Origin of the sequence: Shewanella scandinavica (genome assembly GCF_031932065.1) — a bacterium.
Taxonomy (GTDB): domain Bacteria; phylum Pseudomonadota; class Gammaproteobacteria; order Enterobacterales; family Shewanellaceae; genus Shewanella; species Shewanella baltica.
On the sequence record NZ_JAUOES010000024.1, the window covers coordinates 36,952 to 63,175 of the forward strand.

At 44.7% G+C, this 26,224-nt stretch carries 26 protein-coding genes; 20 read left to right on the forward strand and 6 right to left on the reverse strand.

Going from position 1 to position 26,224, the window contains the following annotated elements:
• The gene (locus Q4Q50_RS17805; protein WP_012586330.1) at nt 1–303 is read right to left on the reverse strand and encodes a c-type cytochrome; all 303 of its coding nucleotides are present in this window, start codon (nt 301–303) and stop codon (nt 1–3) included.
• 240 nt (nt 304–543) lie between these two features.
• Here Q4Q50_RS17805 and Q4Q50_RS17810 point away from each other — a divergent pair, with 240 nt between their 5' ends.
• Entirely contained in the window at nt 544–1,206 is a 663-nt protein-coding gene (locus Q4Q50_RS17810) for a glutathione S-transferase family protein (protein ID WP_226060068.1), read from the forward strand.
• Between the two features lie 85 nt (nt 1,207–1,291).
• Here the strand turns inward: Q4Q50_RS17810 and gyrB are convergent, their stop codons facing one another.
• The 4 genes from gyrB to dnaA all read right to left on the reverse strand — a co-directional run bounded on the left by gyrB (nt 1,292) and on the right by dnaA (nt 7,518).
• Nucleotides 1,292–3,709: a DNA topoisomerase (ATP-hydrolyzing) subunit B gene (gene gyrB / locus Q4Q50_RS17815; RefSeq protein WP_220776523.1), complete on the reverse strand. Its 2,418-nt coding sequence runs from the start codon at nt 3,707–3,709 to the stop codon at nt 1,292–1,294.
• 16 nt (nt 3,710–3,725) lie between these two features.
• Entirely contained in the window at nt 3,726–4,808 is a 1,083-nt protein-coding gene (recF, locus tag Q4Q50_RS17820) for a DNA replication/repair protein RecF (protein ID WP_311900466.1), read from the reverse strand.
• 201 nt (nt 4,809–5,009) lie between these two features.
• Nucleotides 5,010–6,110, reverse strand: a complete 1,101-nt coding sequence (dnaN, locus tag Q4Q50_RS17825) for a DNA polymerase III subunit beta (protein WP_311891284.1) — start codon at nt 6,108–6,110, stop codon at nt 5,010–5,012.
• Between the two features lie 19 nt (nt 6,111–6,129).
• Nucleotides 6,130–7,518, reverse strand: a complete 1,389-nt coding sequence (gene dnaA / locus Q4Q50_RS17830) for a chromosomal replication initiator protein DnaA (RefSeq protein WP_006083826.1) — start codon at nt 7,516–7,518, stop codon at nt 6,130–6,132.
• Between the two features lie 446 nt (nt 7,519–7,964).
• Here dnaA and rpmH point away from each other — a divergent pair, with 446 nt between their 5' ends.
• From rpmH to mnmE, 5 genes are all read left to right on the forward strand, one after another.
• On the forward strand, nt 7,965–8,102 hold the full coding sequence (gene rpmH, locus Q4Q50_RS17835; RefSeq protein ID WP_006083827.1) for a 50S ribosomal protein L34: 138 nt from the start codon (nt 7,965–7,967) through the stop codon (nt 8,100–8,102).
• A gap of 15 nt (nt 8,103–8,117) precedes the next feature.
• Entirely contained in the window at nt 8,118–8,474 is a 357-nt protein-coding gene (rnpA, locus tag Q4Q50_RS17840) for a ribonuclease P protein component (protein WP_006083828.1), read from the forward strand.
• Nucleotides 8,441–8,695, forward strand: a complete 255-nt coding sequence (gene yidD / locus Q4Q50_RS17845; RefSeq protein WP_006083829.1) for a membrane protein insertion efficiency factor YidD — start codon at nt 8,441–8,443, stop codon at nt 8,693–8,695. Before rnpA ends, yidD begins: the two co-directional genes overlap by 34 nt.
• Nucleotides 8,696–8,698: 3 nt before the next feature.
• On the forward strand, nt 8,699–10,324 hold the full coding sequence (gene yidC / locus Q4Q50_RS17850) for a membrane protein insertase YidC (protein ID WP_311891285.1): 1,626 nt from the start codon (nt 8,699–8,701) through the stop codon (nt 10,322–10,324).
• A 127-nt stretch (nt 10,325–10,451) separates the two neighbouring features.
• On the forward strand, nt 10,452–11,813 hold the full coding sequence (gene mnmE / locus Q4Q50_RS17855) for a tRNA uridine-5-carboxymethylaminomethyl(34) synthesis GTPase MnmE (protein WP_311900467.1): 1,362 nt from the start codon (nt 10,452–10,454) through the stop codon (nt 11,811–11,813).
• 81 nt (nt 11,814–11,894) lie between these two features.
• Here mnmE and Q4Q50_RS17860 read toward each other — a convergent pair whose 3' ends face one another.
• On the reverse strand, nt 11,895–13,448 hold the full coding sequence (locus Q4Q50_RS17860) for a POT-type proton-dependent oligopeptide transporter (RefSeq protein ID WP_311900468.1): 1,554 nt from the start codon (nt 13,446–13,448) through the stop codon (nt 11,895–11,897).
• A 250-nt stretch (nt 13,449–13,698) separates the two neighbouring features.
• On the opposite strand from Q4Q50_RS17860, the gene mioC reads away from it, so the two are divergent.
• The 14 genes from mioC (at nt 13,699) to Q4Q50_RS17930 (ending at nt 26,104) form a co-directional block, all read left to right on the forward strand.
• Complete coding sequence (gene mioC / locus Q4Q50_RS17865) at nt 13,699–14,139, forward strand: FMN-binding protein MioC (RefSeq protein ID WP_261273093.1); 441 nt, start codon at nt 13,699–13,701, stop codon at nt 14,137–14,139.
• Nucleotides 14,140–14,578: 439 nt separating this feature from the next.
• Nucleotides 14,579–16,468, forward strand: coding sequence for a tRNA uridine-5-carboxymethylaminomethyl(34) synthesis enzyme MnmG (gene mnmG, locus Q4Q50_RS17870; protein WP_311900469.1), 1,890 nt, complete (start codon nt 14,579–14,581; stop codon nt 16,466–16,468).
• Nucleotides 16,469–16,585: 117 nt separating this feature from the next.
• Nucleotides 16,586–17,206: a 16S rRNA (guanine(527)-N(7))-methyltransferase RsmG gene (gene rsmG / locus Q4Q50_RS17875; protein ID WP_006083835.1), complete on the forward strand. Its 621-nt coding sequence runs from the start codon at nt 16,586–16,588 to the stop codon at nt 17,204–17,206.
• A gap of 73 nt (nt 17,207–17,279) precedes the next feature.
• The gene (locus tag Q4Q50_RS17880; RefSeq protein ID WP_012090674.1) at nt 17,280–18,068 is read left to right on the forward strand and encodes a ParA family protein; all 789 of its coding nucleotides are present in this window, start codon (nt 17,280–17,282) and stop codon (nt 18,066–18,068) included.
• 9 nt (nt 18,069–18,077) lie between these two features.
• On the forward strand, nt 18,078–18,956 hold the full coding sequence (locus tag Q4Q50_RS17885; RefSeq protein ID WP_006084765.1) for a ParB/RepB/Spo0J family partition protein: 879 nt from the start codon (nt 18,078–18,080) through the stop codon (nt 18,954–18,956).
• A 225-nt stretch (nt 18,957–19,181) separates the two neighbouring features.
• The gene (locus tag Q4Q50_RS17890) at nt 19,182–19,565 is read left to right on the forward strand and encodes an ATP synthase subunit I (RefSeq protein ID WP_063883871.1); all 384 of its coding nucleotides are present in this window, start codon (nt 19,182–19,184) and stop codon (nt 19,563–19,565) included.
• A 12-nt stretch (nt 19,566–19,577) separates the two neighbouring features.
• Complete coding sequence (atpB, locus tag Q4Q50_RS17895; protein WP_006083839.1) at nt 19,578–20,372, forward strand: F0F1 ATP synthase subunit A; 795 nt, start codon at nt 19,578–19,580, stop codon at nt 20,370–20,372.
• 64 nt (nt 20,373–20,436) lie between these two features.
• The gene (gene atpE / locus Q4Q50_RS17900) at nt 20,437–20,688 is read left to right on the forward strand and encodes a F0F1 ATP synthase subunit C (protein ID WP_006083840.1); all 252 of its coding nucleotides are present in this window, start codon (nt 20,437–20,439) and stop codon (nt 20,686–20,688) included.
• Nucleotides 20,689–20,725: 37 nt separating this feature from the next.
• Nucleotides 20,726–21,196 (forward strand): F0F1 ATP synthase subunit B, encoded by a 471-nt coding sequence (atpF, locus tag Q4Q50_RS17905; protein ID WP_006083841.1) that lies wholly within the window; start codon nt 20,726–20,728, stop codon nt 21,194–21,196.
• Between the two features lie 15 nt (nt 21,197–21,211).
• Complete coding sequence (gene atpH, locus Q4Q50_RS17910) at nt 21,212–21,745, forward strand: F0F1 ATP synthase subunit delta (protein ID WP_006083842.1); 534 nt, start codon at nt 21,212–21,214, stop codon at nt 21,743–21,745.
• A gap of 14 nt (nt 21,746–21,759) precedes the next feature.
• Nucleotides 21,760–23,301 carry a F0F1 ATP synthase subunit alpha gene (atpA, locus tag Q4Q50_RS17915; RefSeq protein WP_006083843.1) on the forward strand — a complete coding sequence of 514 codons (1,542 nt, stop codon included), beginning with the start codon at nt 21,760–21,762 and terminating at the stop codon, nt 23,299–23,301.
• Nucleotides 23,302–23,351: 50 nt separating this feature from the next.
• Nucleotides 23,352–24,212, forward strand: a complete 861-nt coding sequence (gene atpG, locus Q4Q50_RS17920) for a F0F1 ATP synthase subunit gamma (protein WP_006084762.1) — start codon at nt 23,352–23,354, stop codon at nt 24,210–24,212.
• Between the two features lie 35 nt (nt 24,213–24,247).
• Nucleotides 24,248–25,639, forward strand: coding sequence for a F0F1 ATP synthase subunit beta (atpD, locus tag Q4Q50_RS17925; protein WP_006083845.1), 1,392 nt, complete (start codon nt 24,248–24,250; stop codon nt 25,637–25,639).
• A gap of 36 nt (nt 25,640–25,675) precedes the next feature.
• Nucleotides 25,676–26,104, forward strand: a complete 429-nt coding sequence (locus Q4Q50_RS17930) for a F0F1 ATP synthase subunit epsilon (protein ID WP_006083846.1) — start codon at nt 25,676–25,678, stop codon at nt 26,102–26,104.
• Nucleotides 26,105–26,224: the final 120 nt, after the last annotated feature.

Below are 26,224 nucleotides of genomic sequence, written 5' to 3' on the forward strand. Positions count from 1 at the left end.
TTATTTGTCCTTTCCGAGGTAAAAGTAATCCGCCATCTGCTGCATATCAGCCTCGCTCAACAATTGGGCGACTTTAGTCATAGTGGGATCTTGGCGATTTCCCGTCTTAAAGGCTCGAAGCTGCTTCAACAGGTAATCCGAGTTTTGCCATCCAATGTTAGGAATATGCTCAAAACGACTCACGCCAGACTCGCCATGGCAGGCCTTACACATGTTCAATAACTTATTAGCCTCATCGGCGTTTACCACAGCTGGTAACATTAATATCAGCACGCTCGCCGGATAGATCACTCGCAGCCACATCCACAGTTCTCATCAGTTAGTCTTCATCCCGACGAGTTCCATCGAACGAAGTAATTAAGATATGCTTAAATTATCCCAATGCGGTGAGTGGTTTAAATTCAATAAAAGTGATTCGAAAGCTCAAGAGAAATGACGCGTATTAGCGGATGTAGAAAGGGTAAAATATTCATTAGTCATAGGTGAAATGAGCCCATATAGTAGCTTTGCAGAAACACTCGGCATTTCACTCAAGGACAAACAATGGATCTTTATATTGGCAATAAAAACTACTCTAGCTGGTCACTGCGGGCTTGGTTAATGGCCGCGAAATCTGGCGTGCAGTTCAACGAAGTATTACTGCAACTCGATACCGACAGCTTTTATCAGCAACTAAAAATCATTTCGCCGACGTTAAAAGTACCGACATTAGTCGATGGCGATATCACGGTATGGGATTCACTCTCGATTTGCGAATACCTCAACGACACCTATCTTGCCGGTAGTGCATGGCCGCAAGATCCTAAACAAAAAGCCAAGGCTAGATCGATTGCCAGTGAAATGCATTCTGGCTTTAATGCCGTGCGTAACGCTCTACCAATGAACATACGCGCGAGCCGTTATGTTGAGCTCACTGATGCGGTCCGCAAAGACATTGAGCGCATCGATGCGATTTGGTCAGCACAAATGGCCGAGTTCGCCCCATCACATGCGGAAGGTACTTGGTTATTTGGCCAATGGTCGATTGCCGACATGATGTTTGCCCCTGTGGTCATGCGCTTTCTCACCTACGGTGTTGAAGTCTCGCAGGCAAGCAGTGCCTATATGCAGCATGTGATCAGCTGTCCGGAAATGCAGGCGTGGATGAGTGCGGCTAAAGCTGAGACTGAAATTGTTGCAGCTGATGAAGCGGGTATTGATCGATAGAAGAGATAAATCATAGAAATAAAAAAGGGAAAGCCTTGGCTTTCCCTTAATCATTCACGTACTAACACGCATTGCGCATCTAGCACTACACGTCTAAGTTAGCCACGTTCAATGCGTTCGCTTCGATAAACTCACGGCGAGGTTCAACTTGGTCACCCATCAAACAAGTGAACAATTGATCGGCACCCACGGCGTCATCAATCGTGACTTGCAACATACGGCGTGATTCAGGATCCATTGTAGTTTCCCACAATTGCTCAGGGTTCATCTCACCCAATCCTTTATAACGTTGAATGTATAAGCCGCGTTTGGCTTCAGAAATCGTCCAATCTAGCGCTTCAAGGAAGCTGCCGACTTCTTTCACACGTTCGCCGCGTTGCACATAACCGCCTTCTTCAATCATGCCATCTAACGCCGCACCTAACTTGCCGATGCGTTGATAGTCACTTGATTGGAAGAAGTCATAAGTAAACAGATAGTTAGTATCGATACCGTGTTTACGAATAGTGATCTTAGGCAAATACACTTTACGCTCAGGATCGAGAATCGGCTCAGCAGAATACAGTACGCCACTGCTTTCCATTTCCACCAGCTCATGGATAAAGGCATCGATCCACTCTTTCATCTTGCCTTCATCGGCCAACATCTCGTTGGTGATCATTGGGTGGTAAAGCATACGGTTAGTAATGTGCGTTGGGTAGCGTTGCTCTAAACGGGCAACAATCGCTTCCACTTCACGATACTGAGTCACTAAACGCTCTAACGGCTCACCTGACATACCAATCGCACCTTGCGTTGGGTACACAATAGTGCCATCCAATGCTTGAGTCGTAAGATATTGAGTCAATGCAGGCTCGTCTTTCAAATACTGTTCTTGCTTGCCCTTTTTCACTTTAAATAGTGGTGGCTGAGCAATATACACATAACCACGTTCAATCAATTCAGGCATTTGACGGAAGAAGAAGGTCAACAGCAAGGTACGAATGTGCGAGCCGTCGACGTCAGCATCCGTCATGATGATGATGTTGTGATAACGCGTCTTATCTGGATTGTATTCGTCACGACCAATACCACAGCCAAGCGCCGTGATCAGTGTGGCCACTTCTTGAGAAGACAACATCTTATCGAAGCGTGCCTTCTCAACGTTTAGAATTTTACCTTTCAGTGGCAGAATCGCTTGGTTCTTACGGTTACGTCCCTGCTTAGCGCTACCGCCAGCAGAGTCACCTTCCACTATGTAAATTTCGGAAAGACCAGGGTCCTTCTCTTGGCAATCGGCCAGCTTACCTGGCAAACCACCTAAATCGAGCGCGCCTTTACGACGAGTCATTTCACGGGCTTTACGCGCCGCTTCACGGGCACGGGCCGCATCGACAATTTTACCGACAATCAACTTAGCATCGGCTGGGTTTTCCAGCAGATAATCGTTCAGCTTCTCACCCATGGTTTGTTCAACCGCAGATTTCACTTCACTCGAAACTAACTTATCTTTAGTTTGTGAGCTGAACTTAGGATCGGGCACTTTAACAGAGATAACGGCGGTCAAACCTTCACGGGCGTCATCGCCTGTCGCGTTAGTTTTGCCTTTCTTGTTATAGCCTTCGTTTTCCATGTAGTTGTTTAAGTTACGCGTTAAGGCGCCACGGAAACCCGCTAGGTGAGTACCACCATCACGCTGTGGAATATTGTTGGTAAAACAGAAAATATTTTCTTGATAACCATCATTCCACTGCATCGCCACTTCAACGGTAATACCATCCTCACGCTCTTGCATAAAGTGGAATACGTCTTTATTGACGGGAGTTTTATTACGGTTCAAATAATCAACGAATGCGCTAATACCGCCTTCGTATTTGAAGAATTCATTCTTGTTGTCACGTTCATCAACTAAACGAATACCGACGCCTGAGTTCAGGAATGACAGTTCACGTACGCGTTTTGCCAAAATTTCAAAGTGAAACTCAACATCGCTGAAGGTATCTTCACTTGGCCAAAAACGGATTTCAGTACCGGTTTTAGTCGCATCACCAATCTCTTTGATTGGCGCATCAGGCACACCGTGGGTATAAAACTGCTCGTACACTTTGCCCGCACGGCGAATAGTCATTTGCAGCTTTTTAGATAAAGCGTTTACAACCGAGACCCCCACGCCGTGGAGGCCGCCAGACACTTTATAAGAGTTATCGTCGAACTTACCACCGGCATGCAATACCGTCATGATAACTTCAGCAGCCGATACGCCTTCTTCCTCATGGATAGAAACCGGAATACCACGGCCGTCATCTTTAACAGAAACCGAACCATCGACATGGATAGTAATGGTAATATCGCTGCAGTGGCCGGCTAAGGCTTCATCGATAGAGTTATCGACTACTTCGAACACCATATGATGTAGACCCGTACCGTCGTCGGTGTCACCAATATACATCCCAGGTCTCTTACGTACTGCATCAAGGCCCTTAAGGACCTTAATACTCGAAGAATCGTAACTATTCTCTGACATATTATTCTCTCAATGGTTATTCAATTACCGTTACACGTCCCTGTTCCACATGAAACATCCTACTGGGAGGTGTGTGTAACGAATCGACTATTGCTGCAGGCTCAATGGCAGTGACAAACACTTGTGCACCTGTATCCACTAACTGCTTTAGCAATAGCTGCCTATGCTGTGCATCCAACTCGGATGGAAGATCATCCACAAGATAAATACTGTGTTTATCTATTTGTTGTTTGAGCAACTTTCCCTGTGCAATACGCAGTGCACAGACTAATAATTTCAATTGACCACGGGACAGGGCATCCTGCGCCGGCAAAGTGCCTACACGAAGTCTAAGGTCAGCTTTATGGGGACCGCTGACGGTATGACCTGTGGCCAAATCTCTGGAATATTGGTTTTCGAGTAGTTCTGCAAAATCCGTTTTACTATCCCAGCCGCGGGTAAATGAAACCTTCACATCTACACTCGGTAAAAACTCCCCGATTATACCCTTAAGTAGCTCATTTAACGAGTCTACATAATGGTTTCGTATTTCAGTAACCTGCTCGGCATAACGCACAAACTCTTGGTCCCAAAATTGAATATGGCTATAAGCTGAACCATTCCTAAGCAATTGATTTCTTTGTTTAAGAACGCGGCGAACATTCGTCCAAGCGCCATAAAACTGTGGGTCAGCATGAAATGCGCCCCAATCGATAAATTGTCGACGTGATTTTGGGCCTTCAAACAGCAGCGAAAAGCTTTCAGGCGTGATCACTTGGATAGGTAAGGTTTCGGCTAAAGTCGACAGACGTTTGACTTTTTCACCATCGATTCTTACTTCAGTCTCACCACTGCGAAATCGGCGTAAACCGATTTTACTGTCACCGCGCGCTAAATTTAAGGTCGCAAACAGGGTTAACTTATCGTCGTCGTTATTAATCACTCGCTGGGATAAATGGCTGCGAAACGAACGCCCCATACCGAGGAAATATATCGCCTCAAGAATACTGGTTTTGCCACTGCCATTTTGGCCATAAATCACGTTAATCCCAGGTGCAGGGATTAACTGTGCGGACTGAATGTTGCGAAACGCTTCGATATTGAGACGGGTCAGGCTCATGCATTACTCATTAAGCCGCGTAAACGGCGAAGGCAAGGATTCATAACACTTAACAGGCAACTCAATCGCTGCCACAGGCTAAGGCTATCGGTAAATGAGTGAAGGAATGGCCAATGCTGCGTATTAAACACTGTGCCGCAATTAAGCGGCATAGCTATCGGAGACTGAGCTACAGACACGGGTAACGTAAAAGTCGATGGTTTATAAGCGCATCGGCATAACCACATACATGGAATCTTCTTCCAAATGGTTTTCGATTAAGGCGCTGGAGTTACCATCAATGAGCGTAATACGCACATCATCGGACTTTAGGTTGTTGAGCACGTCGAGCAAATAACTGACGTTAAAACCAATTTCTAAGGCTTGGTTGTTATATTCCACATCGATGATCTCTTCCGCCTCCTCCTGTTCAGGATTGTTAGCGGTGATCTTGAGCAAACCATTTTCGAGTTGAATACGCACACCACGGAATTTTTCGTTCGATAAAATCGATGCACGGGTCAGCGCTTGCTTCAGGTGATTACGACTCGCAATCACGATTTTATCACCGCCCTTTGGCAATACACGGCGATAATCAGGGAAGCGGCCATCAACTAATTTACTGGTAAATACAGTGTTAGCCGTAGTGGCACGAATGGCATTATCACCAATGGCAATCGCAATATCGAGATCGTCCGACTCCAATAAACGCGCCATTTCCATTACGCCTTTGCGCGGAACAATGACTTGTTTTTCAGGTAATAGTGCTTCAATCGTGCGGTGGCTTAAGGCTAAACGGTGGCCGTCGGTCGCAATAGCGCGCAATACGTTACCTTCAGTTTCAAACAATAAACCGTTGAGGTAATAACGCACATCTTGGTTAGCCATAGAAAATTGCGTTGAGTCGATAATCGACTTCAATACGCCCTGCTTTAAGCTAAATTCAATCTCAGCTTGGAAGGCTTCAACGTTAGGATATTCTTCTGCGGGCAAGGTCGCTAAGGAAAAACGGCTACGGCCCGAACGCAGCAACCATTTATTATCTTGTTGTTCGACTTTCAGTTCGCTTTGTTCTGGCAAAGATTTAACAATATCGAGCAGCTTTTTAGCCGGAACCGTAGTACGACCTTCTTCAATATCACCGTGAACCACAGCTTGGCCCACCAGTTCAACTTCTAAATCTGTACCAGTCAGCTTAAGTGAGTGACCACTTACTTCTACAAGGAGGTTAGACAAAATGGGCAAATTATGGCGTCTTTCTACCGCACCACACACCAATTGCAACGGCTTTAATAGGGCATCCCTATCAATGGAGAATTTCATAGTGTCCAAATTCCTTGTTCTAAGAAGATAAGGTTCTAATCAAATTAGCATAATCTTCTTTAATGTCGTGGCTCTCTTCCCGTAGCTGAGCAATCTTACGACAGGCATGCAACACTGTGGTGTGATCTCTACCACCAAAAGCATCACCAATTTCCGGCAAGCTTTGGTTAGTTAATTCTTTGGATAACGCCATTGCCACTTGTCTAGGCCGCGCGACACTGCGTGAACGGCGCTTAGACAACATATCAGCCATCTTGATCTTGTAGTATTCAGCTACGGTTTTCTGAATATTGTCTATAGTGACTAATTTTTCTTGAAGTGCCAAGAGGTCACGTAAAGCTTCACGAACAAAATCAATGGTAATTGGTCGACCAGTAAAGTTAGCGTTAGCGATAACGCGGTTTAACGCCCCTTCTAGCTCACGCACGTTTGAACGTAAACGTTTAGCAATAAAGAAGGCCACTTCATCGGGCAAGTTAATGCCGCTCTCTTGGGCTTTACGCATCAAAATCGCCACGCGGGTTTCTAACTCTGGTGGCTCAATAGCCACAGTTAAACCCCAACCAAAACGCGATTTCAATCTATCTTCAACACCGTCGATCTCTTTTGGATAACGATCTGAAGTCAAAATAATTTGATGATTCCCCTCCAGCAAGGCGTTGAAGGTATGGAAGAATTCTTCTTGGGATCTGTCTTTATTAGCAAAAAATTGAATATCATCGATAAACAAGGCATCGACGCTACGGTAGTAACGTTTAAATTCTTCGATCGCATTGTTTTGTAGCGCTTTAACCATGTCTTGAACAAAACGCTCGGAATGCATGTAAACCACTTTGGCATTCGGATTATTTTTAATGATCCCGTTACCGACAGCGTGCAACAAGTGAGTCTTACCTAGACCTGTTCCGCCATATAAGAATAATGGGTTATAAGCACCACCTGGATTTTCAGCCACTTGCAACGCAGCAGCCTTACCTAATTGGTTCGACTTACCTTCTACGAAGTTATCAAACTGGTAGCTAGGATTGATGTTACTGCGGTGATTCGCGTTCGCCATCGGCTCGGCTTGGACGTTAAACGTCGTGCCTACTGTCGCTTTAGTTTGGGTATTTGCTACACGAGTTGGCGCTATAGGTGCTGGCACACTTGGCTTTTTCGCCGAAGGACGACTACCAATATCGAAACGCAATTTAGGTGCATCGCTGCCCATCTGCTCAGTAAAGAACTGATTAATGATATTGATGTACTTATCTCTGACCCAATCAAGCACGAAGCGGTTGGGCGCATAAAGCACCAGAGTATCTCCATCCATTTCGGCTTGTAACGGTCTGATCCACATACTGAACTGCTGAGCAGAAAGCTCATCTTGCAATCGTCCGATACATTGTTGCCAAAGTGAAACAGCCACTTAGTTATCCCCAAAAGATCATCAAAAAAGAGGTGTATTCTATAGCGAGATCTCAAGGATCGCTATCCTTAAAAAATATTTATCCCCAGCGAGATCATTCTGTGTGGATATCCTCGATCATCAAAGATCCAAAACGATCCTTTTATTCTGCACTATCCGCAAATCCTGCTTTATTAAGCGATCCACATTGATCTATAATGGCGCCCCTTCGATCGGCTCGAAGATCCCCTGCACTACTATATGTAGTGTCCGTACACAGAGTTATCCACATCTTATGGTGTATTCTGGGGATTGATCAAAGGATACGCTGGCAGAAATAAAGCACTTACTTACTTTCGTTGTTGACGTGACTAAGTATTGTGATTACAATTCGGCCTCTTTTTTGCCCTTACCTCTATCCTAGAGATAAGGATATGTTCACTAATTAACAAAGACGGATTGCCATCATGAGTAAACGTACTTTTCAACCTAGCAACCTGAAGCGCAAGCGTTCTCACGGCTTCCGCGCTCGTATGGCTACTGTAGGCGGCCGTAAGGTGCTTGCACGTCGTCGTGCGAAAGGTCGCGCTCGTTTATCTGCTTAATAAGTGGGTAACTAGTTGACTAGCTATACCTTTTCGCGGGAGTTACGTTTGTTAACTCCCGCGCAATTTAAATCTGTATTTTCCAATCCCATCAAAGCATCTTCTGCTGAAATTACCTTGCTCGCTATTCCTAACACGGAACAACATCCGCGTATGGGCCTTACTGTTGCCAAACGCTTTGTAAAACGCGCCAATCAACGTAACCGTATTAAGCGTGTGATCAGAGATAGTTTTCGCTTAAATCAACACGACATTCCTCATCTTGATATTGTTGTGCTTGTCAGAAATGGCGTGATGGAAATGGAAAACGCTGAAATCAACAAATTGATAGAAAAGCTATGGCGCAAACTCAGTCGCCGCTACAATGGCTAGCGACCACGTTAATTCGTGGCTATCAAGTATTCATAAGCCCTATACTGGGCCCTCGATGCCGTTTCAATCCCACCTGCTCTCACTACGCTATTGAAGCAATAAAAGTGCATGGAACCGCGAAAGGTTGTTGGTTTGCATTGAAACGCATATTAAAATGTCACCCTTTACATCCCGGCGGTAGTGATCCCGTCCCCCCTAAAAATGACAGGTGTAATAAATAGGCTATGGAATCTCAACGCAATATATTGCTCATAGGACTACTGTTTGTCAGCTTTTTGCTGTGGCAACAGTGGCAAGCAGACAAAGCTCCTAAACCAGTTGCAACCGAATCGTCCTTAGTGGCGAACGCGGCAAACTCACACAGTGCCGATGTTCCAGAAGCTGATACAGGTGTTCCTGCAGCAGTGACAGCAACCAGCAAACTGATTACCGTGAAAACCGACCAGTTGGATGTTCAAATTAATCCAATCGGTGGCGACATTGTTTTTGCTGCGTTAGTTTCGCACAAAATGGAACAGGATAAAGATCAACCCTTCGTGTTGCTTGAGCAAACGAAAGATTTCACTTATATAGCCCAGAGCGGTCTTATAGGTCGCGATGGTATCGACAGTAGCGCCAAAGGCCGTGCCGCATTTAGCTCTGCAGCGACTGAATATACCTTAGCCGAAGGTCAAGACACTTTAGAAGTGCCGTTAACTTATGTAGCCGACAATGGCGTGACATACACTAAAGTGTTTGTATTCCATCGCGGTAAGTTCAACGTCGATGTTGACTATAAAATCAACAACACTTCAGCGGCTCCGCTGCAAGTTCAGATGTACGGTCAAATTAAACAAACGATTAAACCATCTGAAAGCAGCATGATGATGCCTACCTATCGTGGCGGCGCATTCTCTACGCAAGATGTGCGTTATGAGAAATACAAATTTGATGACATGGCGAAAAGCAACCTGAACCAAGCAACGTTGGGTGGTTGGGCTGCCATGCTACAACATTACTTCGTTTCGGCGTGGATCCCACCGGCTACCGACAGCAACACTATTTTCTCTAGTGTCAGTGCGGGCGGTTTAGCCAATATTGGTTTCCGCGGTGCGGTATATGATATTGCACCTGGTGCGACCCAAGAAATTAGCTCACAGTTCTACGTTGGTCCTAAGGATCAAAAAGCACTGTCAGCCATCTCTGATACCTTAAACCTAGTGGTCGATTACGGCTTCCTATGGTGGTTAGCCGTACCAATCCACTGGTTATTGATGTTCTATCAATCATTCGTCGGTAACTGGGGTGTGGCGATTATTCTGATCACCTTAACCGTTCGTGGTTTACTGTTCCCGCTAACAAAAGCGCAGTACACCTCAATGGCGAAAATGCGTAACCTGCAACCTAAACTGACTGACTTGAAAGAACGCTTTGGTGATGACCGTCAAAAGATGGGTCAGGCCATGATGGAACTGTATAAGAAAGAAAAAGTTAACCCTATGGGTGGCTGTTTACCTATTATTTTACAGATGCCAATCTTCATTGCCTTGTACTGGGTATTGTTAGAAAGCTTCGAATTACGTCACGCCCCATTTATGTTATGGATCCACGATTTATCGGTACAAGATCCTTACTACATTCTGCCATTATTGATGGGCGTATCTATGTTTGTGATGCAGAAGATGCAGCCTATTGCACCGACTATGGACCCTATGCAAGTGAAAATGATGCAGTGGATGCCAGTAATCTTTACCGTATTCTTCCTCTGGTTCCCAGCAGGTCTAGTACTGTACTGGTTAGTGGGTAACATAGTTGCTATCACGCAGCAGAAGATTATTTATGCAGGTCTTGAGAAAAAAGGCTTAAAATAAGCCTAAGATTTGCAAGACTCTAGCGCATCGTTACAGATTAATGTGAACGCATGACACTAAAAGGCGGCTTAATTGGCCGCCTTTTCCTTTACATGATTTAGTAGATATTAGTTTGGTGGGTATTTCCATGACAACTGACACTATTGTGGCTCAAGCCACCGCGCCCGGACGTGGCGGCGTAGGCATCATTCGAATTTCAGGCGACAAAGCCAGTGATGTCGCTATGGCCGTATTAGGTCATCTTCCTAAAACCCGATATGCCGATTATTGCGATTTTAAAAGTGCATCGGGCCAAGTGATAGACCAAGGCATAGCGCTATTCTTTAAAGGACCTAATTCCTTTACTGGCGAAGATGTACTGGAACTTCAAGGCCACGGCGGCCAAATCGTCCTCGATATGCTGATCAAACGGGTAATGGAAGTCGGTGGTATTCGTATCGCAAAACCAGGTGAATTTAGCGAACAAGCCTTTATGAACGATAAACTCGACTTAACCCAAGCCGAAGCGATTGCCGACCTTATCGACGCAACCAGTGAGCAAGCCGCTAAAAGCGCACTACAATCGCTACAAGGTGAGTTTTCTAAGGAAGTCCATGAGCTGGTGGACCAAGTCACTAACCTGCGTTTATACGTTGAAGCCGCAATTGATTTCCCCGATGAAGAAGTCGACTTTTTAAGTGACGGCAAGATTGCCAATGCTCTCTATAAAATCATCGACAAACTCGACCTAGTGCAAGCCAGTGCCAAGCAAGGTTCTATTATTCGTGAAGGGATGAAAGTAGTGATAGCCGGTCGCCCCAATGCCGGAAAATCAAGCTTATTAAATGCATTAGCGGGTAAAGAGTCGGCCATTGTGACTGAAATTGCTGGCACAACACGCGACGTATTACGTGAACATATCCATTTAGATGGTATGCCGCTGCACATTATTGATACCGCAGGCCTGCGTGATACCACTGATACCGTAGAACAAATTGGTATTGAACGCGCATGGAATGAAATAAACAGCGCCGATCGTGTGCTATTTATGGTGGACGGCATGACAACCGCCGCCGTCGATCCCCATGCGATTTGGCCAGACTTTGTCGATCGCCTTCCCTCCAATTTAGGTGTAACAGTGATCCGTAATAAAGCCGATCTTACTGGCGAAGACTTAATGATGACCGAAGAACAAGGTTATAGCGTCTACCGGATCTCGGCAAAAACAGGCTTAGGTGTTGAAGAATTAAAGCAACACTTGAAGTCACTTATGGGTTATCAGAGTAATCTCGAAGGTGGCTTTATCGCCCGTCGTCGTCACTTAGAAGCCCTTGAATTAGCCGCAGGACACCTGCAATTGGGTAAAGAGCAGTTAGAGGTTTACCTTGCAGGAGAACTACTGGCGGAAGAGCTACGCATGTGCCAATTAGCACTATCAGAGATCACTGGCCGCTTCACTTCTGACGATTTACTCGGCAAGATTTTCAGCTCCTTCTGTATCGGGAAGTAACTAACATTATTAGTTCCATATAAATCAGCCCATACAATATGGGCTGATTTTTTATCTACAACCGAATATTTCCACCCATCTTCATGATTCGACGTGGCGGTAATGATCTTGCATTTGATAGGATCTTGCATAAAGCGCAAACATCAATGCTGCCAAGATGGCAAAACCTGCGAAGAAAAACATCTGAAATGCGGTAATACTGATCCCAGTTTGGGCAATCTGTTCGGTCACAGCAGGGCTTTTCACACTGACGTTCGCCAATAACACCCATAAGTTACCGACGGTCACAGATAAGGTCCAAAAACTCATGATAGTGCCTTTCATAGCTTTAGGCGCTTGACTGTAGGCAAACTCTAGCCCTGTGGCTGAAACTAATACTTCACCAAAGGTGAGCAAAGCATAGGGCACAATCTGCCAAAATATTGATAATGCCGAGCCGCTATCCATCACCAATTGAATGCTACCAACGACTATCCAACTCACTCCCGTGATGGCAATCCCAGCCCCCATTTTACGCAAAGCAGTTAACTTTACCCCCATGCGCTCAATCGCCGGATATAACACAAAGTTATTAAATGGGATCAGTAACATAACTAATAATGGGTTTAACGCTTGCATCATGGCAGGTTCAAACCATGCCGGTTTTGACATGTCATTGGCTTGCAATATCCAAGTGGACGCTTTCTGATCGAACAAAGACCAAAAGGGAGTCACTAACGCAAATAAGATTAAGATCCGTAGAACTGAACGCACACCATCAACGGCGATATCCGGATGGATCCCCCTAGCCCGTTCGAGTTGCAATGAAGCCCCTGCGCCAACAAATCCCATCACAAGCACTAACGCACAGCACAAACCAGCAACGATACCTAAGGTTGGAATATTGACTAAGGCATACGCTGCAGAAATGATCCCAACTAAAGCTAACACTAAACCTATGTTGGCTTGGCCAGCGATTTTAGTGAGCAATGCGGTACGAATAACGGGTAAAAAACCATGGGGATTTTTCGGTTCGGGTGGCATATGCACATAACGTTTGCGGCCTAACCAGAAGAACACAGTTGCAATAAACATCAAGACACCAGGGATCCCAAATGCGACCGCAGCACCATAATATTTCAATAGTAATGGCATAGATAACGAGGCAAAGAAGGAGCCAAAATTAATCGTAAAATAAAACAGATCAAACGCTTTCTGCGCCAATGTTTTATTGGTTTGATCAAATTGATCTCCCATAAAGGAAGAAACCAAGGGCTTAATCCCACCCGATCCGAGCGCAATTAAAAATAATCCCGTATAAAACCCTTGAATGCTGTGTTCAAAAATAGCGAGAAACGCATGACCAACACAGTAAATTAAGCTTAACCATAAGATAGTATTGTATTTACCGAAAAAACGATCAGCAATCCAACCACCGAGTAATGGGAAAAAGTACACTCCAATGACAAAGGAATGGAACACATCCTTAGCCATAGTTCCACGTAGTTCTTCTGGAATAGACAACAAAAGTGCTGTCATCAAGAATGGGGTAAGAATATTCCGCATACCGTAAAAGCTAAAACGTTCACAAGCTTCACTGGCGATGATGTAAGGAATTTGCCGTGGCCACTGGGGCGCATTTACGGGTGTTGTCATAGAACATCCTATTATAATTATTTGATTTAAAATGAAATTAAATTGGTAAATATATTAATTTTGTATCAAGAAGCTAAAGGTAACATGTAAGCCAAACCAACATTATATAAAGGATGCAAAAACTGCAAAAATCACGTATTGCTTCTGTGGTCCGATCCACATTTCCTTTATGATGAACATAATAATAGCCATTGAGCTATCTATTTAATTGAAATTTGTTTTAAAAACAACAACACACTGAGAAATCATAATGGCAAAGATTGAAGTAATAGTTGGCACAACATTGGGCAGTGCAGAGTATGTTGCTGACGAAATGATGGCGCAATTAACGGATCAAGGGCACCAAGTTCAAGTGCATTTAACTCCAACACTGTGCGAAATCGACACCCATGCACTATGGATTATCGTGTCATCTACCCACGGCGCGGGTGATCTTCCAGATAATATCCAGCCCTTTTTCAACGAAATTACCGAACAAAAACCGGATCTCAGCCAAGTGAACTTTGCCTTATGTGCAATTGGCGACTCAAGTTATGACACCTTTTGCCAAGGCCCTGAAAAACTCATTTCAGCGATTCAAGACTGCGATGCAAAAGCCTTTGTGGATAAGATCCAGATCGATGTACAACTTGATCCTGTGCCAGAAGACCCAGCGCTTGCATGGTTAGCACAATGGCAACAGGATATTTAAGATCGCTTATTGGATAAGGTCGAGATCTATGTACAGTTTAGATCCTATTTATCCACAATTTACTTATTTAAAGTATAAACATGTGGATAAGGTATTATTTAGATCTGATCAACCTCTGTACTATTCACAGTCCGATCTGCTTAATGATCCGCCTTGTGGATAAGTAGGCGATCTATCCCCATGTTTAATGGCGTTAGATCGCGATCAGATCACAGGATCAAGATCGCGCTAATTAATGATTTATATACTTAATTTGGGTTATACACAGAAAAATGCGATCTTAATAGTAAACATAATAAGAAGATCTATATAAAGATCTTAAGATCTATTAGTCCGGATCGTCTCGATCGATCAAGGTAAAATGATCATTCACCTAGCGCAAAGCAAATGCTAAAATACTCGGCTCGTACTGAGTCTCTTAGCAATTGAAGGTAGTGGCATGCATTTTCATGAACGGTTTGATGTTATTGTTGTTGGTGGTGGTCATGCCGGAACTGAAGCCGCGTTGGCTGCAGCAAGAATGGGATCAAAAACATTATTACTAACGCACAATATCGATACGTTAGGACAAATGTCATGTAATCCAGCGATCGGTGGCATAGGCAAAGGCCACCTAGTGAAAGAAATTGACGCCTTAGGTGGTGCAATGGCGATCGCAACCGATTATGCAGGGATCCAATTTAGAACCTTGAATTCAAGCAAAGGCCCTGCCGTACGAGCAACACGTGCACAAGCTGACCGTGCCTTGTATCGTCAAAAGATCCAAAACATATTACAAAACCAACCTAATTTACGTATTTTCCAACAAGCCGTTGATGACTTAATTGTTGAAAATAATCAAGTTGTTGGCGTAGTGACTCAAATGGGATTAGCTTTTGAATCTCCAGCCGTTGTATTAACAACTGGTACATTCTTAAGCGGCAAAATCCACATAGGGTTAGAAAACTACAGCGGTGGCCGTGCAGGCGATCCACCAGCCATTGCCTTAGCTAATCGTTTACGTGAGTTACCGATCCGTGTTGGCCGTTTAAAAACCGGTACCCCGCCACGTATCGATGCAAACACGATCGATTTTTCTCAAATGGCTGAACAAAAAGGTGATTCTCCGTTACCTGTGATGTCGTTTATGGGCGATGTCAGTCATCATCCAAAACAAATTTCTTGCTGGATCACTCATACCAATGAAAAAACCCATGAAATTATTCGTGGTGGTTTAGATAGAAGCCCAATGTATTCAGGCATAATCGAGGGTATTGGCCCACGTTACTGCCCATCGATTGAAGACAAGATCCACCGCTTTGCGGATAAATCTTCGCATCAGATCTTTATCGAACCTGAAGGCTTAAATACCAATGAGATCTACCCTAACGGGATCTCGACCAGCTTACCTTTCGATGTACAGCTGAATTTAGTACGTTCGATCAAGGGCATGGAAAACGCAGAAATCATGCGTCCAGGTTATGCGATCGAATATGATTATTTCGATCCAAGGGATCTGAAAAACTCATTAGAAACCAAAGCGATCAATGGGTTATTCTTCGCTGGCCAAATAAACGGCACAACCGGTTATGAAGAAGCCGGTGCTCAAGGTTTATTAGCGGGCATGAATGCGTCGTTGCAAGTGCAAGGCAAAGAAGCTTGGTGTCCACGTCGTGATGAAGCGTATCTTGGAGTACTGGTTGACGATCTGTCGACTCTGGGTACCAAAGAACCGTACCGCATGTTTACTAGCCGTGCCGAATACCGTTTGCTACTCCGTGAAGATAACGCCGATATTCGCTTAACGCCCAAAGGTCGCGAACTCGGTTTAGTCGACGACGCTCGCTGGGCAGCATTTAGTGAGAAGCTAGAATCCATTGAACTTGAACTGCAAAGACTGCGTGGCCAATGGGTACATCCAAATTCGCCTTTGATCCATGCGTTAAACCCACATTTGAACACGCCGATCTCTCGAGAAGCGTCATTTGAAGAGTTACTGCGTCGTCCTGAAATGGATTACAGCAAGTTAATGCAAATTGAAGGTTTTGGTCCTGGACTTGAAGATCCACAGGCGGCTGAGCAAGTTCAGATCCAAGTGAAGTACTCTGGCTACATTCAACGTCAGCAGGAAGAGATCAACAAAGCTGTGCGTAATGAGAACACAGGCTTACCTTTGACGCTTGATTACAAAGAAGTACCGGGCTTGTCGAACGAAGTGATTGCTAAGTTAAATAACCACAAACCAGAAACCATAGGCCAAGCGTCACGGATCTCTGGTATTACCCCTGCGGCTATTTCAATTTTGTTGGTTCACCTCAAAAAGCGTGGCTTATTACGTAAAAGTGCGTAAAAGCAAGCTTAATCGCTGCTTAGGTCATAGAAGGGAAGCATTCAGGCTTCCCTTCATCGTTTTCGGGCTTCATAATAGCCTTCGCGTTCATAATCGTATCTTTGTTGAGGTTGCTCAGTGTTATCTGCCCAGTTAGAGGCTTATTTAGCCGAAATTAATTTGCCCGCAACCGCCGAGCAAAAAAAACAACTAATTGATTTTGTTGGCATGCTCAACAAATGGAATAAAGCCTATAACCTGACATCGGTGAGAGATCCCGAAGCCATGTTGATCCGCCATATCATGGACAGCTTAGTGGTTTCAAAACATCTACAAGGTGAACGTTTTATCGATGTAGGCACAGGACCCGGTTTACCTGGGATCCCGTTAGCGATTATGAATCCCGATAAACAATTTGTGTTATTGGACAGCTTAGGTAAACGCATTCGTTTTCAAAAACAAGTGTCCTTTGAACTAGGCATACATAACATCAGTTCGGTTGAAAGCCGCGTAGAAGCTTATCAACCAGAGCAAAAATTTGACGGCGTATTAAGTCGTGCATTTGCTTCAATCCAAGATATGCTCACTTGGTGCCATCATTTACCCGCCGAACATGGGCAGTTTTATGCGCTTAAAGGCCAGTTAAATGATGAAGAAATGCAACATATTCCAAGTGGATTTGCAGTGAAAGAAGTCATCGAACTTAAGGTGCCTAAACTCGATGAACAAAGACATTTATTGAAAATAATCAAAGAATAACAGGCTTGAAAGTGATGAATAAATCATTTTTAAGTAAGGGCAATAAACCAGCATTTACATACAGGGTGATATTGTGGGTAAAGTGATTGCCGTGGCTAACCAGAAAGGTGGCGTAGGAAAAACAACTACTTGCGTTAACCTCGCCGCTTCGTTAGCAGCAACAAAACGTAAAGTATTATTGATCGATCTCGATCCCCAAGGTAATGCGACTATGGGCAGCGGTGTCGATAAATACGAGGTCGAAAATACGGCTTACGAGTTATTGGTTGAAGAAAAATCCTTCGACGAGATCGTCATTAAAAACACTGCGGGTAAGTATGATCTGATCGCCAGTAACGGTGATGTGACAGCGGCAGAGATAAAACTGATGGAGTTTTTTGCGCGTGAGATCCGTTTGCGTAACGCGCTTGCACCGATAAAAGATCAATATGATTATATCTTTATCGACTGCCCCCCTTCATTGAACATGTTAACTGTGAACGCTATGTCAGCGGCCGACTCTGTGCTTGTGCCTATGCAGTGCGAATACTATGCCCTCGAAGGCTTAACGGCGCTGATTGATACCATCACTAAGCTTGCCGCTATGGTTAACCCTGGGCTTGGCATTGAAGGCATTTTACGCACTATGTACGATCCGCGTAATCGTTTGTCTAATGATGTGTCCGATCAGCTAAAACAGCATTTTGGTGACAAGGTATATCGTACTGTGATCCCGCGTAATGTCAGGCTGGCTGAGGCGCCAAGTTTTGGTGCGCCTGCTATGTATTACGATAAATCGAGTGCCGGCGCTAAGGCGTATCTAGCGCTTGCGGGTGAAATGATCCGTCGTTCAGAACAACAAACTCAGGCTAAGCAAGCGTAAAGGATCACCATGACGTTAAAGAAAAGAGGATTAGGCAAAGGGTTAGATGCCCTACTGAGTAACAGCCATGCCGCCAGTAAAAAACACACTGACGAAGCTAATGTTGTCGATAAAAAAGAAGAGCTTATCCATCTCGATTTAGACTTATTACAACCGGGTAAGTATCAACCTCGTAAAGACATGTCCCCCGAAGCGTTGGAAGAACTGGCGCATTCTATCCGCAACCAAGGCATTATTCAGCCCATCGTTGTAAGACAAGTGGCAAACGACATGTATGAGATCATTGCGGGCGAACGTCGCTGGCGTGCTTCTCAACTTGCTGGCTTAAATAAAATCCCCTGCATAGTCAAACAAGTGCCCGATGAGGCCGCTGTTGCTATCGCTTTGATTGAAAACATCCAGCGTGAAGATTTAAATGCCATGGAAGAAGCCATTGCATTGCAACGTTTAATGCAAGAATTTGAACTGACTCACCAACAAGTTGCCGATGTTGTGGGAAAATCCAGAGCGAGTGTATCTAACTTGTTACGTTTAAACGGCTTAAATGAGCCGGTAAAACGTCTACTCGAGTATGGCGACATCGATATGGGTCATGCTCGCGCTTTGTTAGCAATTGAGGGAGAAGAACAAACAAATCTTGCGAGATTAGTGGCCGCTAAGGAATTAACCGTTCGCGAAACTGAACGATTAATTAATCAAACCTTAAATCCGCCTAAACAAGCCGAAACTACGACTAAAGATCAAGATGTTTGTCGTTTAGAGCAGCAGTTAATTGAAAGATTAGGTGCCAAGGTTTCTATCGCTCATAGTAGTAAGGGCACAGGTAAAATTGTAATTAACTATCAGAATCTGGCTGAATTAGACGGGATTCTTAGTAAAATTCATTAATGTCTGTAGATTAACAGTTTTTAATGTAAATTTGTGACAGATGCTAATCTTACATTTTAACTCGTTTGGCGCTAGATCACGTTAAAAGTGTTGTTTTTCCTTATCTCAAAGTTGCAATGAAGGCGTGAAAAGGTATACTTTCGCAAGCTTTTTGTGCATCGACATAAATACGGGTATTTGTCATCCGGTCATCGAAACAAAAAGTATGAATGCGGAGAGGATGAATTGAGTAAGGTTTTAGCGCGTCGTGGCCGGTGGTCAGCCTATAAATTGGTGATGATGCAGGCGGCGGTCGCTGGGGGTGCTTCAATTCTCTTTTTCGCCGTGTGGGGAGTTCAGTTTGGCTATTCTGCTTTAGCAGGTGGTTCAATCGCTGTGCTCCCTAATTTTGTATTCGCAACCCTCGCTTTCTCCCACACGGGAGCAAGTTCAGCTGCAAAAGTCATAAAGGCTTTTTACTGGGGGGAAGCGGTAAAGTTGCTGTTAACCATCGCAATGTTTTCGTTTGTATTTATCAATATTAAGGTCGCTTTTATGCCGCTTTTTGTTTGTTATGTGCTGACGCTAATCGTGCATTGGACAGCTCCTTTATACTTCAAGCAAAGTTAAGTGGGATGAATCATGGCTGCAACTGGTGAAGCGTTAACACCGCAGGGCTATATCCAACATCACCTTACCAACTTAAGTGTTGGTGAAGGCTTTTGGACATGGCACATTGATTCGTTGTTCTTTTCGGTTGGTCTTGGTGTTCTGTTCCTGTGGATTTTCCGCAGCGTTGGTAAAAAAGCGACTTCCGGTGTTCCTGGCAAACTGCAATGTTTTGTTGAGATGATCGTTGAGTTCGTAAATAACAGCGTGAAAGAAAGTTTTCATGGTCGCAATGCTCTGATCGCACCTTTAGCTCTGACCATTTTTGTATGGGTATTCATGATGAACTTCATGGATATGATCCCTGTTGATTGGCTGCCTCACGCAGCAAGTTTAATGGGTATTCCATATCTTAAAGCGGTTCCGACGACTGACGTTAACATTACCTTTAGCTTAGCTATCGGTGTGTTCTTGCTGATTATTTTCTACAGCATTAAGGTCAAAGGTGTGTCTGGGTTTGTTAAAGAACTGACACTACAGCCCTTTAACCATAAGGCAATGATACCCGTCAACCTCCTATTAGAGACTGTTACTTTGATAGCAAAACCAATTTCATTGGCATTGCGACTCTTTGGTAACTTGTACGCAGGTGAGTTGATCTTCATCCTTATTGCGCTGATGTATGGTACCAACTTGTTATTATCTACCCTAGGTGTGACTCTGCAACTGGGTTGGTTAATATTCCACATTTTGGTTATCACACTGCAAGCGTTTATCTTCATGATGTTGACCATTGTTTATTTAAGCATGGCGCATGAAGATCATTAAGGATTGCTGAAGAAATTTTAAACTAAATCATCAACTAATATAGATTTAGATACTGGAGATACAGATGGAAACGATTTTAGGCATGACAGCTATCGCTGTTGCTCTGCTGATTGGTATGGGTGCTCTTGGTACTGCAATCGGTTTCGGCTTATTAGGCGGCAAGTTCTTGGAAGGCGCTGCGCGTCAACCAGAAATGGCTCCTATGCTACAAGTTAAAATGTTCATCGTAGCGGGTCTTCTTGACGCCGTAACTATGATCGGTGTTGGTATCGCATTATTCATGCTGTTTACCAACCCACTGGGTGCAATGCTGTAAAAAACGCTTCTGTCTTAACTCTAAATAGGAGGCTGTTGTGAATTTCAACGCTACCCTAATCGGTCAGACGGTCGCCTTTATCATCTTCGTGTGGTTTTGCATGAAGTTTGTATGGCCCCCTTTGATGAATGCCATCGAAGAGCGCCAAAAAAGGATTGCTGACGGTCTAGCTGATGCTGATCGTGCGGTAAAAGACCTGGAGTTGGCACAAGCGAAAGCGACTGACCAACTAAAAGAAGCCAAGGTAACGGCTAATGAAATTATTGAGCAAGCTAACAAGCGTAAAGCTCAAATAGTTGAAGAAGCCAAAACCGAAGCAGACGCTGAGCGTGCTAAAATCATCGCTCAGGGTAAAGCAGAAATTGAAGCTGAACGTAATCGCGTCAAAGAGGATCTGCGTAAGCAGGTTGCTACTCTTGCCATCATGGGTGCTGAGAAGATCCTTGAGCGTTCTATTGATCCAGCCGCCCACAGTGACATAGTTAATAAACTAGTCGCTGAAATTTGATAAGGGAGTTGAGTTATGGCTGAATTAACCACCATCGCTCGCCCTTACGCAAAGGCAGCTTTTGACTTTGCTATTGAACAAGATGCAGTGGATTCATGGGCAGAAATGCTTACGTTTGCCGCATTGGTGAGTGAAAACGAAACCATGCAACCACTGTTAGCTGGCTCTTTAGCCAGCACTAAGCTCGCAGCACTCTTTATTAGTGTGTGTGGCGAGCAAGTCAATGTGCAAGGTCAGAACCTGATAAAGGTAATGGCTGAAAACGGTCGCTTAAAGGTACTACCTGCTGTATCTCAGTTATTTACTGAATACCGTAATGAGTGGGCAAAAGAAGTGGAAGCCGATGTGGTTTCTGCAACTGAGCTGAGCTCTGAACAACAACAGCAGATTAGTATTTCTTTAGAGAAACGTCTCGCACGCAAAGTTAAGCTGAATTGCAGCACTGACGCCGCGCTCATCGCCGGTGTAATCATTAAGACAGGAGACCTAGTCATCGATGGCTCGGTCCGCGGTAAGTTATCGCGTCTGTCTGATAAGCTGCAGTCGTAATTGGGAGTTTGAGCATGCAACTGAATTCCACTGAAATCAGCGATCTGATTAAGCAGCGGATCGAGCAGTTCGAAGTCGTTAGCGAATCTCGTAACGAAGGTACTATCGTTGCGGTAAGTGACGGCATCATCCGCATCCACGGCCTAGCCGACGTGATGCAAGGTGAGATGATCGAACTGCCTGGTAACCGTTTTGCAATCGCGTTGAACCTTGAACGTGATTCTGTCGGTGCCGTAGTAATGGGTCCTTATGCTGATTTAGCAGAAGGCGTAAAAGTGAAAACGACTGGCCGTATTCTGGAAGTTCCAGTTGGCCGCGGTCTTCTTGGCCGCGTTGTTAACACTCTAGGTGAGCCAATTGACGGAAAAGGACCTATCGATAACGATGGTTACTCGCCAATTGAAGTTATCGCACCAGGTGTTATTGAACGTCAGTCTGTTGATCAACCAGTTCAAACTGGTTATAAAGCCGTTGATGCCATGATCCCTATCGGTCGTGGTCAACGTGAATTGATCATTGGCGACCGTCAAACTGGTAAAACAGCTATGGCGATCGACGCAATTATCAACCAGAAAAATTCTGGCATTAAATGTGTGTACGTTGCGATTGGCCAAAAGGCTTCTACTATCGCTAACGTAGTGCGCAAGCTAGAAGAACACGGTGCGTTAGCTAACACTATCGTTGTTGTTGCAACGGCTTCTGAAGCTGCTGCTCTGCAATACTTAGCGCCATATTCTGGTTGTTCTATGGGTGAATACTTCCGTGACCGCGGTGAAGATTCTTTGATCGTATACGATGATTTGTCTAAGCAAGCAGTTGCTTATCGTCAAATTTCGTTACTGCTCAAGCGTCCACCAGGCCGTGAAGCTTACCCAGGTGACGTATTCTATCTACACTCACGTTTACTAGAGCGTGCATCACGCGTTAACGCGATTTATGTAGAGAAGTTCACTAAAGGTGCAGTAACTGGCAAAACCGGTTCTTTAACCGCGCTGCCTATTATTGAAACGCAAGCGGGTGACGTTTCTGCATTCGTACCGACCAACGTAATTTCTATTACCGATGGTCAGATCTTCCTTGAGACCGATCTGTTTAACTCTGGCCTACGTCCAGCGGTTAACCCAGGTATTTCTGTTTCTCGTGTTGGTGGTGCGGCTCAGACTAAGATCATCAAGAAACTGTCTGGTGGTATTCGTACCGCACTAGCACAGTATCGTGAGCTTGCTGCGTTCTCGCAATTTGCATCTGATCTTGACGATGCAACACGTGCTCAACTTGAGCATGGTGTGCGTGTTACCGAACTGATGAAGCAAAAGCAATATGCTCCAATGAGCGTAGCCGCTCAAGCTGTGTCTATTTTCTCAGCTGAAAAAGGTTACCTGAAGAGTGTTGAGCTGAATAAGGTCGGTAATTTCGAAGCCGCTCTGCTCTCGTTCATGAACAGCGAGCATGCTCCTTTAATGAAGCTTATCAATGATACTGGCGATTATAGCGCTGATATCGAAGCTGAATTAAAAGCTGGCCTCGACAAGTTCGTAGCAACCCAAACCTGGTAACAATGATAGAGGTGTCTTAAGACACCTCAGGTCCAGATTGGAGAGTAGAGATGGCCGGCGCTAAAGAGATTAAAACCAAGATCGCGAGTGTGAAAAACACTCAGAAGATCACGTCCGCCATGGAAATGGTGGCAGCCAGCAAAATGCGCAGAGCGCAGGAACGCATGGCTGCGAGCCGTCCATATGCGGAAAGCATGCGTAAGGTGATCGGTCACGTAGCGCAAGGTTCTCTCGAGTATAAACACCCCTATTTGGAGGTGAGAGAGGCTAAGCGGGTTGGTTACATTGTTGTGGCAACCGACCGTGGCCTTTGTGGTGGTCTGAACGTTAACCTTTTCAAAAAGGTTATCGCAGACGTGAAAAGCTGGAAAGCCCAAGGTGCAGAATTTGAATTTTGCCCAATCGGCGCACGTAGTGTGCAGTTTTTCAAAAACTTCGGTGGACAAGTGTCTGCTCACGCTTCAGGTTTAGGCGATGCTCCAAAGCTCGCTGACTTGATCGGGACAGTCGGTGTCATGCTAGAAGCTTACAACGAAGGCAAGCTGGATCGTCTGTACGTGGTATTTAACAAATTTGTGAATACTATGACGCAGACTCCTGTGATCGAGCAGCTGCTACCTTTGCCTAAATCAGAAGATGATGAAACTGCTCATCGTTGGGATTATATCTACGAGCCAGATCCAAAAGCACTTTTGGATACCTTATTGGTCCGTTATGTAGAATCTCAGGTTTACCAAGGTGTTGTTGAAAATATTGCCTCTGAACAAGCTGCCCGTATGGTGGCTATGAAGTCGGCAACAGACAACGCTGGTGAGCTTATCAACGACTTGCAACTGGTCTATAACAAAGCCCGTCAGGCTGCGATTACGCAAGAACTGTCGGAAATTGTTTCTGGTGCCTCTGCGGTTTAGGTTAGGTAACGAATACAAGTTTTAGAGGATTAATCATGAGCACAGGTACTGTTGTCCAAGTGATTGGCGCGGTTGTGGACGTAGAGTTTCCACAAGATGCCGTACCTCAAGTATATGACGCTCTGAAAATCGTAGGTGAAGGCCCGTGTAATGGTTTGGTGCTGGAAGTTCAGCAACAACTAGGTGGTGGTGTAGTTCGTACCATCGCTATGGGTTCTTCTGACGGTCTGCGTCGTGGTCTTGAAGTAGTAAACTCAGGTTCACCTATTACTGTTCCTGTTGGTACCGCCACTCTTGGCCGTATCATGAACGTATTAGGCGAGCCTATTGATGAAGCGGGTCCAATCGGTGAAGAAGAGCGTTATGTGATTCACCGTACAGCTCCTTCATACGAAGATCAATCAAGCTCTACTGAACTGTTAGAGACTGGCATCAAGGTTATTGACCTTGTTTGTCCATTCGCTAAGGGCGGTAAAGTTGGTTTGTTCGGTGGTGCGGGTGTTGGTAAAACAGTTAACATGATGGAACTGATTAACAACATCGCTAAAGCCCACTCGGGTCTTTCTGTATTCGCCGGTGTAGGTGAACGTACTCGTGAAGGTAACGACTTCTACTACGAGATGAAGGATTCTGGCGTTCTCGACAAAGTGGCCATGGTTTATGGTCAGATGAACGAGCCTCCAGGTAACCGTTTGCGCGTTGCACTGTCTGGTCTGACTATGGCAGAGAAGTTCCGTGACGAAGGTCGTGACGTACTGTTGTTCGTTGACAACATCTACCGTTATACCTTGGCCGGTACTGAAGTATCTGCACTGTTAGGTCGTATGCCTTCTGCGGTAGGTTATCAACCAACATTGGCTGAAGAGATGGGCGTTCTGCAAGAACGTATCACTTCAACTAAGACTGGTTCTATTACCTCTGTACAAGCGGTATACGTACCTGCGGATGACTTGACCGATCCGTCACCAGCAACAACCTTCGCTCACTTAGATGCGACTGTTGTACTGTCACGTCAAATTGCTTCTCTGGGTATTTACCCAGCGGTTGACCCATTGGATTCGACTTCACGTCAATTAGATCCATTGGTTGTTGGCCAAGAGCATTATGATGTTGCTAACGGCGTGCAAACTGTACTGCAACGTTACAAAGAGCTGAAAGACATTATTGCGATTCTGGGTATGGATGAATTGTCTGATGAAGACAAAACAACTGTATTCCGTGCTCGTAAGATTGAGCGTTTCTTATCTCAGCCTTTCTTCGTAGCAGAAGTCTTTACTGGATCTCCTGGTAAGTACGTTTCTCTGAAAGACACTATCCGTGGCTTTAAGGGTATTTTGAACGGTGAGTTTGATCACCTGCCAGAACAAGCGTTCTACATGGTTGGCTCAATCGATGAAGTCATCGAGAAAGCGAACAAAAAGAAATAACTAAGTAGCAATACTTAGTTTCTTAAGGAGAACGGGATGGCAGCCATGACAGTACATCTTGATATAGTAAGTGCAGAGAGCAAAATCTTCTCTGGTCGTGTAGCTTCGCTGCAAGTGACTGGTTCAGAAGGTGAGTTGGGCATAATGCATGGCCATGCTCCTTTGCTGAGTTATATCAAACCTGGCATGGCGCGCATCGTCAAGCAAGACGGCAGTGAAGAAGTGTTTTACCTTTCAGGTGGTATTCTGGAAGTACAACCTTCTACTGTTTCCGTATTGGCTGATGTGGTTATGCGTGCCAAAGATATTGATGAGCAAGCGGCATTAGAAGCTAAGCGTCGTGCAGAAGCCCATATGGCAAATGCAGGTGCTGACTTCAATTATGACGCGGCTATGGTTGAACTAGCTAAGGCTATGGCTCAATTACGTGTTGTTGAAACCATCAAGAAAAACATTGCCAGATAAGGTTATTGTTTGTGAAAAAAGGCGACCATAAGGTCGCCTTTTTTGTGACTGAAATTTGGATAAACGTTTGCTGTCGTGTGTATTTGATTTCTTCTTCTCACTATCCGCTTCGCTTTTCGA

Coding starts and splice junctions, on each gene's coding strand:
- Q4Q50_RS17805 (WP_012586330.1), bottom strand. CDS start 303: ATGTGGCTGCGAGTGATCTATCCGGCGAGCGTGCTGATATTAATGTTA.
- Q4Q50_RS17810 (WP_226060068.1), top strand. CDS start 544: ATGGATCTTTATATTGGCAATAAAAACTACTCTAGCTGGTCACTGCGG.
- gyrB (WP_220776523.1), bottom strand. CDS start 3,709: ATGTCAGAGAATAGTTACGATTCTTCGAGTATTAAGGTCCTTAAGGGC.
- recF (WP_311900466.1), bottom strand. CDS start 4,808: ATGAGCCTGACCCGTCTCAATATCGAAGCGTTTCGCAACATTCAGTCC.
- dnaN (WP_311891284.1), bottom strand. CDS start 6,110: ATGAAATTCTCCATTGATAGGGATGCCCTATTAAAGCCGTTGCAATTG.
- rpmH (WP_006083827.1), top strand. CDS start 7,965: ATGAGTAAACGTACTTTTCAACCTAGCAACCTGAAGCGCAAGCGTTCT.
- yidD (WP_006083829.1), top strand. CDS start 8,441: ATGGCGCAAACTCAGTCGCCGCTACAATGGCTAGCGACCACGTTAATT.
- yidC (WP_311891285.1), top strand. CDS start 8,699: ATGGAATCTCAACGCAATATATTGCTCATAGGACTACTGTTTGTCAGC.
- mnmE (WP_311900467.1), top strand. CDS start 10,452: ATGACAACTGACACTATTGTGGCTCAAGCCACCGCGCCCGGACGTGGC.
- Q4Q50_RS17860 (WP_311900468.1), bottom strand. CDS start 13,448: ATGACAACACCCGTAAATGCGCCCCAGTGGCCACGGCAAATTCCTTAC.
- mioC (WP_261273093.1), top strand. CDS start 13,699: ATGGCAAAGATTGAAGTAATAGTTGGCACAACATTGGGCAGTGCAGAG.
- mnmG (WP_311900469.1), top strand. CDS start 14,579: ATGCATTTTCATGAACGGTTTGATGTTATTGTTGTTGGTGGTGGTCAT.
- Q4Q50_RS17885 (WP_006084765.1), top strand. CDS start 18,078: ATGACGTTAAAGAAAAGAGGATTAGGCAAAGGGTTAGATGCCCTACTG.
- atpB (WP_006083839.1), top strand. CDS start 19,578: ATGGCTGCAACTGGTGAAGCGTTAACACCGCAGGGCTATATCCAACAT.
- atpE (WP_006083840.1), top strand. CDS start 20,437: ATGGAAACGATTTTAGGCATGACAGCTATCGCTGTTGCTCTGCTGATT.
- atpH (WP_006083842.1), top strand. CDS start 21,212: ATGGCTGAATTAACCACCATCGCTCGCCCTTACGCAAAGGCAGCTTTT.
- atpA (WP_006083843.1), top strand. CDS start 21,760: ATGCAACTGAATTCCACTGAAATCAGCGATCTGATTAAGCAGCGGATC.
- atpG (WP_006084762.1), top strand. CDS start 23,352: ATGGCCGGCGCTAAAGAGATTAAAACCAAGATCGCGAGTGTGAAAAAC.
- atpD (WP_006083845.1), top strand. CDS start 24,248: ATGAGCACAGGTACTGTTGTCCAAGTGATTGGCGCGGTTGTGGACGTA.
- Q4Q50_RS17930 (WP_006083846.1), top strand. CDS start 25,676: ATGGCAGCCATGACAGTACATCTTGATATAGTAAGTGCAGAGAGCAAA.